Annotated in this window: 8 protein-coding genes; 7 read left to right on the top strand and 1 reads right to left on the bottom strand. The window is 55.2% G+C overall.

All coding sequences use genetic code 11. The features are described from left to right. Window positions 1–81 precede the first annotated feature (81 nt). The 7 genes from EO133_RS10705 to EO133_RS10675 all read left to right on the top strand — a co-directional run bounded on the left by EO133_RS10705 (window position 82) and on the right by EO133_RS10675 (window position 7,837). Window positions 82–1,181 (top strand): IS3 family transposase gene (locus tag EO133_RS10705; RefSeq protein ID WP_371870951.1). Its coding sequence is split into 2 segments (ribosomal slippage): window positions 82–343 and window positions 343–1,181, totalling 1,101 coding nucleotides; the frame shifts between segments, so codons are not numbered across the junction. 297 nt (window positions 1,182–1,478) lie between these two features. Beyond that, on the top strand, window positions 1,479–2,624 hold the full coding sequence (locus tag EO133_RS10700; protein ID WP_206513502.1) for a glycosyltransferase family 4 protein: 1,146 nt from the start codon (window positions 1,479–1,481) through the stop codon (window positions 2,622–2,624). A gap of 169 nt (window positions 2,625–2,793) precedes the next feature. Then, on the top strand, window positions 2,794–4,122 hold the full coding sequence (locus EO133_RS10695; RefSeq protein ID WP_244640650.1) for a sugar transferase: 1,329 nt from the start codon (window positions 2,794–2,796) through the stop codon (window positions 4,120–4,122). Window positions 4,123–4,503: 381 nt separating this feature from the next. Next, window positions 4,504–4,887, top strand: coding sequence for a hypothetical protein (locus EO133_RS10690; RefSeq protein WP_127072633.1), 384 nt, complete (start codon window positions 4,504–4,506; stop codon window positions 4,885–4,887). Window positions 4,888–4,951: 64 nt separating this feature from the next. After that, on the top strand, window positions 4,952–5,839 hold the full coding sequence (locus EO133_RS10685) for a site-specific integrase (protein ID WP_127072632.1): 888 nt from the start codon (window positions 4,952–4,954) through the stop codon (window positions 5,837–5,839). Between the two features lie 115 nt (window positions 5,840–5,954). Further along, complete coding sequence (locus tag EO133_RS10680; RefSeq protein WP_164734979.1) at window positions 5,955–6,638, top strand: outer membrane protein; 684 nt, start codon at window positions 5,955–5,957, stop codon at window positions 6,636–6,638. Between the two features lie 452 nt (window positions 6,639–7,090). Further along, window positions 7,091–7,837, top strand: a complete 747-nt coding sequence (locus tag EO133_RS10675; RefSeq protein WP_127072630.1) for an LEM-3-like GIY-YIG domain-containing protein — start codon at window positions 7,091–7,093, stop codon at window positions 7,835–7,837. On the opposite strand, the gene EO133_RS10670 is transcribed toward EO133_RS10675, so the two are convergent. Beyond that, a complete protein-coding gene (locus tag EO133_RS10670) occupies window positions 7,826–8,479 on the bottom strand; it encodes a hypothetical protein (protein ID WP_127072629.1) in 654 nt (217 codons plus the stop codon). The genes EO133_RS10675 and EO133_RS10670 overlap by 12 nt on opposite strands. Between the last annotated feature and the right edge of the window lie 132 nt (window positions 8,480–8,611).

Raw genomic sequence — 8,611 nt, 5'->3', positions numbered from 1 at the left:
TGACCTGCTGCCGTGAATTTGGACCATTCTGAACTGGAATTTTCCAATTATGATCCCGTGGTCGGGAGATGGAGAATGCTCATGAAGAAGTCCAAGTTTACCGAGGCCCAAATCGCCTTCGTGCTCAAGCAGGCCGAGGATGGCACGGCGGTCGGGGAAGTCTGTCGCAAGGCAGGCATTTCGGAAGCCACGTTTTACAACTGGCGCAAGCGGTATGCGGGGCTGATGCCATCGGAGATGAAACGGCTGCGTCAGCTCGAGGAAGAGAACGGCAAGCTCAAGCGGATCGTCGCCGATCTGAGCCTGGACAAGGCCATGCTTCAGGATGTGCTGTCAAAAAAGCTCTGACGCCTGCTCGCAAGCGCTCGCTTGTCGATGAGATCAGAGCGACCTGGAAGGTCTCGATCCGAAAGACCTGTGATGCCTTGAGAGTCGACAGGTCGCTCTACCACTACAAGTCCAGGCGCGGCGAGCAGGCTGATCTGCAGCTACGGATCAAGGAGATTTGCGAGACCCGTGTCCGCTATGGCTATCGTCGGGTTCACATCCTGTTGCGCCGGGAGGGCTGGGATGTGAACCCGAAGAGAATCTACAGGCTTTACAAAGAGATGGGGCTTCAGCTGCGCAACAAGACGCCCAAGCGGCGGGTTAGGGCAAAGCTGCGTGATGACCGGATGGCTGCCACGAGCACCAATCAAGTGTGGGCCATGGACTTTGTGCATGACCAGTTGGCCACCGGCCGCAAGATCCGTATCCTGACTATCGTGGACACCTTCTCACGCTACGCACCAGCCGTGGACCCTCGGTTCAGCTACAGGGGCGAGGATGTGGTTATGACACTCGAAAAGGTCTGCAGGGAAATAGGATATCCGAGGACGATCCGGGTCGACCAAGGCTCGGAGTTCATCTCCCGCGACCTTGATCTCTGGGCGTATCAGAAGGACGTCGTGCTCGACTTCTCCCGCCCTGGAAAGCCAACCGACAACGCCTTTATCGAGTCGTTCAATGGCAAGTTCCGAGCCGAATGCCTGAACGCTCACTGGTTCATGAGCCTTGACGACGCCCGCTCGAAAATGGAGGATTGGCGTAGAGACTACAACGAAGTCCGCCCGCACAGCGCAATCGGGAACAAACCCCCGATATCGCTTATGAACGCATCAGGGGCAGCCGGCCCACCCTGATCGTTTATCCCCGGAAATTCCCAATCCGGGTGGTCCAAAGTCGGGGAGCACGTCATTATCCCCGGAAATTCCCAATCCGGGTGGTCCAAAGTCGGGGAGCACGTCAGTGGCAGTTGAATTTAGTCGGCCCTGTGGCCCAATCTTGGGGGCAGGCTATCAGCATAGCGCAGGTTAGCGGGTCGGGGATAAGTTTTCGCTTGCGGCCTTGGTTGCGCGCTACGAGGCGGTGTGGCAAATCCGTGAAAAACGACGAAATGACCCGAACGGCGTCGACCCCGCTTGATGAGTGCAGAATAAGTGACCCAAACCGCTTCAAATCAACATCGTCGTTTCGTCATTCTGGGCAATGCGGCGAGCTCGATGGTCAATTTTCGCGGGCCTCTGATTCAAGACATCGTGGCCAGGGGGCATGATGTTTATGCCCTTGCCCCCGATTATGATGAGAGTATCGCCCAAAAGATGAAGCAGCTTGGTGCCTCTCCGGTCGATTATAGCCTCTCGCGCGCCGGGCTTAATCCTTTTGTCGACTTTTCCGATAGTTTGAAGCTGCGCAGAAAACTGCGCGAAATCGCCCCCGATACCATTCTCTCCTTTGGCATCAAGCCCGTAATCTATGGAACGATTGCCGCCTGGGCGGCCTGCATCCCCCATCGCTATGCGCTGATTACCGGCCTCGGCTATGCCTTCACCACCGGCGCCGAATCGCGCCTCAAGCGCAAGATTGTCGGCGCGCTGGCCCGCTTTCTGTATCGGATTTCGCTCGGGCTGACGCGGCGCACCTTTGTCCAAAACCCCGATGATTTCAAGGACTTGGTGGCCATGCGTGTCGCGCCGGCCAGCAAGATGTTGGTCGTCAATGGCACTGGCGTCGACCTTGATGAGTGGCGCCCCGCCCCCCCGGTCACCGCCCCCCTGACCTTCACCCTGGCCGCCCGCCTCCTGCGCGACAAAGGGGTCGTCGAATTCGTCGAGGCAGCCCGAAAAATCAAGGCAGAACAAGGCGATAGCGTGCGCTTCATTCTGGTCGGCGACACCGACTCCAACCCCGAATCCATCGATCGCGCCACCCTCGATGGCTGGGTCCGCGACGGCATCATCGAGTGGCCGGGCCATGTCGATATGAAAGAATATCTTGCAAAAACAAGCGTTTACGTGCTCCCCTCCTATCGCGAGGGCGTTCCGCGCAGCACTCAGGAGGCCATGGCCATGGCCCGCCCCGTTATCACCACCGATGCCCCCGGCTGCCGCGAGACCGTCGTTGAAGGTAGAAACGGGTTTCTCGTGCCCCCGCGTGATGCCGAGGCGCTGGCTGCTGCCATGCGCCGTTTCATCGATAGGCCTGATCTGATCGCATTGATGGGAGTCGAGAGCCGAAAACTGGTCGAGGAGCGGTTCGATGTGCGCATGGTCAACGCGACGATGATCGCGGAGATCGGGTTGTAGTCAGCGCGTCATCCTAGGCATCGAGGCGATGATGTCCGCTAACGTTGAACACCTGATGGGTTGGACAGAAAAAACCCTGTGGATCGTGCATTGACAAAGCCAGTTACCTGCGGGACACCCCTTCTGGACGCGCAAATGAAATCGCATTTACCGCAGGACAACCAACGCGATGACCTCAGAGCCGACCAAGAAGCGCAAGGGTTTGAAACGAACCAAGCGTTCGGCCAGTAGCGATTTATCCTATCTCACAGAACTTGGGGCCACGACGCGCAGCCACCGCATCTTTCGCGATGTTATGTCCTTTTCGATGCCCGTATTGCTGGCCATTGCCCTGCAGTCTATCGCCTATCTCGCATTTTACACCCGTACGGCACCCAACTGGTCAGCGGCCATTACGGTTTTGGCAGTGCTTGCGCTGGTTCCGGTTGCATCGGCAGGCACGCTGAGCGCTTTCCGGCGCCAGGAATCACCGATCGTCGCTGCGGCGGTCATCGTCGCGATTTTCTTCAGCTTTGCCATTACCTATTTGTCTGCCATGCGCGTCCGCGTCAGTTTTGCCGGTTTCGCGGCAGCTATGCCCTTGACCATGCTGATCGTTGCGATCGGTAACATCCGCTTTCACCAAAGGCTTTCTGCCCGCGTTGCCCTTGTTGCATTTGAAGGCGACCACCTACCTCTTACACTCCTCGGCAAAACTGAAGTTGCAATTATTTCTGACCCGGCAACAGACGTAACGCCGTTCGATACCATTCTGATCGATCCCGAAAAACATCATAAGCCAGAATGGTCGGCCTTACTGGCGCGATGCTACCTGGCCGGTGTCGATATTGTTCCTTGGACACGATTTCTGGAAATCCGGCAGGGTCGCGTGCATGTTCCCACGTTCGATGTTTCTCATCTGGCCTATACGCCAAGCCAAATGCTCTATGCCCGCGCCAAGCGGCTGCTCGACGTGCTGGCCGTTATCGTAACGCTGCCCCTCACGATTCCGCTGGCTGTTCTGACTGCTTCCTATATTTATGCACGGGATGGTGGCCCGGTGTTGTTTGTGCAGCATCGACGCGGCTTTGCTGGGCGCGTTTTCCGGATGTATAAGTTTAGAACCATGTACTCTGGTACGGGCGGCGGCTCGACCACGAATGGCGACAAGCGCATCATTCCAGGTGGGCGGTTCTTGCGAAAAATCCGTCTCGACGAATTGCCACAGCTTTACAACATCCTGATCGGCGACATGAGCCTGATTGGTCCGCGTCCGGTCGCCGAGTATGTGGCTCGTTCAAGCATCAAATACGAAGAAAAATATGCGCTGCGGAACCTCGTGTTGCCGGGCATTACGGGGTGGGCGCAGGTGACATCAGGCTATGCTGCTACCACAGAAGAAGAGATCGAAAAACTCGCCTACGACCTTTACTATATAAAGCACCTATCCTTCGATCTGGATATGCAGATCCTTTTCAAGACGGTCAAGACGGTTCTGTTTGGCACTGGAGCGCGCTGAGAGCCAATCAGCGATAGACCGTTCGCATTTTAATCAAATTCCCGCTGTCGCATGAGCTCTGCGCTAAGTATATACCGACAATTGCCTCGCTTTGTTCACCAATTGTGCTAAGGCTGCTTCATCAGTGTTTCGGCACTGTGTCAGGTCGGGCGTTTGCCTTAAAAAAAGGCGGCCGCCCCCCCGCGGGAACGGGGAGGAAGCCTGGCCACATTAACCCCTGCTGAAGACAGGAGCTCAATATGGTTATCCATATCTCTATCGCGCTTGGCCGCGATTCCAAAGCCGTTTTTACGGTTCATTTTTTCCATTTTTTTAATGATGCCTCCGACCCGTCGTTTGACGTGTCCGAGCTCTTTCACGCGTAGCGAGGGAGCACAGGTCATGAAAACGATCACGATCCTTTGCGATGCCAAAGGCGATTTCCGCTGCGCGCGTGTCGACAACCCCGAAGCCTATCGGCGGCTTGCTGCCAACGAGACAGGGTTTGCGCAAATCCTCTTTTCTGTCTCTCCAGTCTTGGGCGCACCCATTGTGCCCATGCTCGAGCAGTTACCCCCGGTACTTGCGCGGTTTCGTGCAGGGCCAGAACTGTCTCACTCCCCTCATTTTCTTTTCGCGATTGCTAACTGTCTGATCTTCAAACCTTTGCTCGCGCGCTACCGGCGACTGGCTTGGTCCAGGCTCCGCATACTCCTCGGGATCCCGCAGCTCAAACGCCTGATTTTGAGCCGCACACCGCGCCCTTTGGACGGCCCGCAAGGCTGAATCGGAGTGAACCGGGGGGCGCAATCGACAAAATTGCGTCTGTCCCGGTCCCGGGAGAAAAGTGATGAAAGACTGGACAGACGAACTCGATCGCATGCGCGGCGCATATGCGGACAAGACCATCAGCGGTTATTATTCCGATTTCAAACTGTTTGAAAAATGGTGTCAAAGCCACGGCCACATTGCCTTACCGGCATCAGAAGAAACCATCGTTCGATTTCTCGACACCGAGATCGAACGGTTGAAAGCCTCTTCGCTCGTGCGTCGTTTGCACTCCATCGTACGTGTGCATCGGCTCATGGATTTGCCCGACCCGACAACCAGCGAAAACGTTCGTCTGGCACGGCGACGGATGAAGCGTCATCGGCCCGGCCGCCCAAAGCAAGCCCATGGCATCACACGCGAACTGCGCGCAAAAATGCTCAGCGCCTGTGGTGATGACATAAGAGGTAAGCGGGACAAAGTCATCGTTGCGCTCGGCTTTGAAGGGCTGTGTAGGCGTTCAGAACTCGCAGCCCTGGTGGTAACCGATGTGATCGAAAATGCCCGGGGTGGGACCTCGATCCTGATCCGTCGCGGCAAGGCCGATCAATCGGGGTCAGGACGGATCGTTGCGCTCTCTCCCGCTACCATTGCCATCGTCAACGACTGGATCGATGCGGCAAATCTGCAGGACGGCGCGCTCGTGACCCCCGTCTATCGCAACCATGTCGTTTCCCGCCACATGAACGGATTTTCGATCGCGCGCATCTTGAAACGTATCGCCAGCCAGGCTGATCTCGATCCCGACATTGTCAATGATATATCGGGGCATTCACTTCGGGTCGGCGCGGCGCAAACGCTGGTGACCGATGGCCGCTCGGTTCTTGAAATCATGCGGGTGGGCGGCTGGAAATCGATCAATACAGTTGCCCGCTATATCGAAAATGCGGAAACCAATGTCTGGACTTAAAACAATCTGGCACCGGGCCCCTGCCAACTTTCGGGTCATACAAAAAGTCGAGATTCATTCAAGTTTAACCAAATATCTTCAAACTTTACCCAAGTCTGGGTTTGGGGATTTTTCGATGAAAACGATTTTGAGTGCATCTGTCGTGGCGATGGCAATGACCATGCCGGTATTGGCAACCGACATTGGGCTGCGCAGCGCCTATGGGGTCCAGGATAATCCCTGGTCGCGCCCCTATATCGGGCTTGTTGGCGGTGTGGGCAGTGGGGATCTGACGCTTTCTGCTGACGATAGTTTTGGCAATTCGATTTCGGGCAGCCAGACATTTGGCGGGCTTTCGGGTGGCATCCGGCTTGGCTATGACCACGTGGTATCCGAAAATGTCCTGGTCGGTGGGCGCGGTGAACTCAATTTGACCAACATCGCTTCCCGCAATGAGCTGTCTGTCGGCGGTACGACAATTGGAACTGTGGAGCATAATCTTGATTGGTTGGCCGTTCTTGGCGCGCGCATCGGGATGACCGATCGGAACATGCTCTATTATGCCCATGCGGGTGCTGCCTTTGGTGGGGTTTCAAGCACAATTGACGGCAATGATATCCCCGGCCTGATCGACAATCCGCGGCTTGGTTACAGCGTGGGCATCGGCGCTGAATATGCGATTGGCGAGCATGCCACTCTTGTCACTGAATATAGCTACACCGATTTTGCCAAGTTCGATCTTTATAATGAAGCTGGTATCACGGTTTCCGACGATCTGTCGTTCCATCGGATCGTAACCGGGGTCAACTTCCGCTTCTAGAAAATCGGGCCGCCCCATGCGGTCGGTCCGCGTTTGGGGGCTCGCTGGAGTGTTGAGCGCGGCTCGCTGGCCCTGGAAAACAAGAAAGCCGGATCACGACATTGGGGGCGCGTGATCCGGCTTCTATCATGTCGGCTGAAGCTGACCTGATATGACCGAGATTGGCATAGTTGCGCGACTGGCGTCAAACAGCGTGGGCTCAAACAAGTCCAAGGAGCTGCGTTTTGTGGGCAGCGCCAATTCAGGGTACTGACGAATTCAGGAGACACTTGTCAGCGAGTTCTCCAACAGAAAGTGTTGAGCCCCTTTGTTTGCTTGTACTGGTCGTGCGTGCTTGCAACCAACGAACTTGATCGGTCGAAAGGCACTGCCACTTGAACCTGTCATGGACAGCGACCATTGTCCCGTCCATTGTCAAAAAATTGCTGGAGCGGGGCAAGCGGAGGGGGAAGATGAAAGACTTGGGTTCAGATATTATCGAGCAGCTTGGATGGTATGTGTATCGCCTGATTGACCCGAGAAACGGTGAAACTTTTTATGTGGGCAAAGGCAAAGGCAACCGCATACTTCAGCACCTGAAAGGTAATATCGACAATTGTGAGGATAAATCAGATCTGAAAAGAGTTCGGATCAGAGAAATCCAGCATGCTGGGCTTGAAGTTGGACTGATCATTCATCGGCATAATCTGCACGATGAGGCGACAGCGTATGCCGTTGAAGCAGCGGTGATCGATGCCTATCCAGGCCTGAACAACCGCGTCGGAGGCCATTACTCCGATATTTTCGGATGCAGGCACCTTCGCGAAATCATCGCCGCATACAAGAGACCCGAGATCGTTGTGGATGAGCCCACCTTGCTGATCTCAATTGGCAGGTCTTTCGACTCTGCGGAAAAAGACGATGTGTATCATGCAGTTCGCGGCGTTTGGAAAATCAGCGAACAAAAGGCGAAAAAATATGCTCTTGTCCTCGCCCATATCCAAGGCATTGTTGCTGGTGCATTCCGTCCAACACGATGGCTACCGGCAACGCAGCAAAACTTCTCATGGTTGAAGGGTGACATAGTGGGACGCATAGGGTTCGAAGGCATCGAAGCTGAGCCGGAAGTCCGCGAAAAATACATCAATAAACGGGTTCCTCAAGCGTTTCGCCAGAAAGGCGCAGCAAACCCGATCCGATACATTGACTTAGAGCACTGAGGACAATTGCTCGCGGAAATCGTCAAATGCCGGCCGATATTGGGCGATTGAATAGGACCGCTCGTAGATTACCTCACCACCGACGAGGGATTTTCGTACTTCGATGAACCGATCTGATGCAGCATCCAGCTGCCGGACATTTATCGACGCAGTTTCTTTTGCGCCATTTCGATACGACAAATAGACATCCAGGTGCAGCGTGCCGTTTATCATCGCGCCACCAATCTTTACGCCATTGCGGTGGTGGTTGCCAGTAAGATCAAATTCTTGTTCGACCTGATCCCAAAGCAATTGCAGCATCTGGCGGGCCTCTTCATCCTTTGGCCCGAACAGTTTTGTCGCCTGTCTTGGTGCCTGGGACCGAAGGGTTTGCTCTATTGCCGCTGCAAGACGCTCTCTGTCGATTTCGTCCAGGGCCTCTTGCCGATCAATATTTCCATAAAGGGCGACCATGCGTTCAGGCGTCATGGTGCCCCCTTCTATTGCCGCGATATGCTTATCCACCAGATTCTTCAGTTCCTCAGTCTTCATCTCTCTTGGCCCCCAAAAGCCATTGCAAATCCCACGCACAGCGGGACCACCAAAAGTCAGGTTCGATATAGCTTGGCACATACTCAGCGACAGGTCGATCACTGCTTGCAAGGGAAGTTGCTGTCATCCCGTCTTCCGGGATTGATGCTGAGCAAATGGTGCGCGGAATCGCGAGGGGCAACCACTATCAATCTACGGGTGCACATGACGGCGAAACAATCGTTTGCGATAGTTACCGTGCCA

It is taken from the genome of Pelagibacterium lentulum, assembly GCF_003992625.1.
Lineage (GTDB): Bacteria > Pseudomonadota > Alphaproteobacteria > Rhizobiales > Devosiaceae > Pelagibacterium > Pelagibacterium lentulum.
This window is presented reverse-complemented; position numbering and strand designations above follow the sequence as displayed.

Excerpts from the sequence above, each read along its gene's own strand:
- EO133_RS10695 (WP_244640650.1), top strand. The coding sequence starts at position 2,794 with ATGACCTCAGAGCCGACCAAGAAGCGCAAGGGTTTGAAACGAACCAAG.
- EO133_RS10690 (WP_127072633.1), top strand. The coding sequence starts at position 4,504 with ATGAAAACGATCACGATCCTTTGCGATGCCAAAGGCGATTTCCGCTGC.
- EO133_RS10675 (WP_127072630.1), top strand. The coding sequence starts at position 7,091 with ATGAAAGACTTGGGTTCAGATATTATCGAGCAGCTTGGATGGTATGTG.
- EO133_RS10680 (WP_164734979.1), top strand. The coding sequence starts at position 5,955 with ATGAAAACGATTTTGAGTGCATCTGTCGTGGCGATGGCAATGACCATG.
- EO133_RS10685 (WP_127072632.1), top strand. The coding sequence starts at position 4,952 with ATGAAAGACTGGACAGACGAACTCGATCGCATGCGCGGCGCATATGCG.